The organism is Komagataeibacter melomenusus, assembly GCF_013155395.1.
Lineage (GTDB): Bacteria > Pseudomonadota > Alphaproteobacteria > Acetobacterales > Acetobacteraceae > Komagataeibacter > Komagataeibacter melomenusus.
The window spans coordinates 1-493 of sequence record NZ_JABJWC010000121.1; the positions used below are offsets into that span (position 1 = coordinate 1).

At 65.9% G+C, this 493-nt stretch carries 1 protein-coding gene and 1 pseudogene; both read left to right on the forward strand.

Annotation, left to right across the window (positions count from 1 at the left end; all coding sequences use genetic code 11):
• A partial coding sequence (locus tag HNW77_RS18230) for an MSMEG_0567/Sll0786 family nitrogen starvation N-acetyltransferase (RefSeq protein ID WP_172159342.1) occupies positions 1-387 on the forward strand: 387 nt, incomplete at its 5' end.
• Positions 384-493: pseudogene (locus HNW77_RS18235) on the forward strand (sll0787 family AIR synthase-like protein); the annotation flags it as partial. The gene HNW77_RS18230 and the pseudogene HNW77_RS18235, both read left to right, overlap by 4 nt.

A 493-nucleotide genomic window follows, 5' to 3' on the forward strand; every position in this document is an offset into this window, starting at 1 on the left:
ATTCCCATCATCGCGGCGTGCTGCATGGCGGGCATGCCGGACCGGGTGGTGGGCGCCGTGCGCATCCATGAAGCCGAACCCGGCGTCTGGCGCGGCTCCCGTCTGGCCGTCCATGAAGACCATCGCAGGCTGGGACGGATCGGCGCGGAACTCATCCGCATGGCGGTCAGCACGGCGCACGGGCTTGGGGCCACGCGGTTCCTGGCCCAGGTGCAGGAACAGAACGTGCTGTTCTTCCGTCGCCTGCACTGGAAAAGCCTCGGGGCCATGACCCTGCATGGGCTGCCACATCACGACATGCAGGCCGACCTCTCACGCTATCCGGCGCATGGGCTGGACCAGACCTGGCTGCTGCGCCCGCAGCCTCGTAACCGGCAGGTGGCATGATGGCACACGAACTGACGACACTGCTGCGCACGCTTCGACACGGTCGGGCCCTTGCGGGCAAACAGGATATTGCCGAAACCGTCGCAATTCTTGGTCGGGATACAAG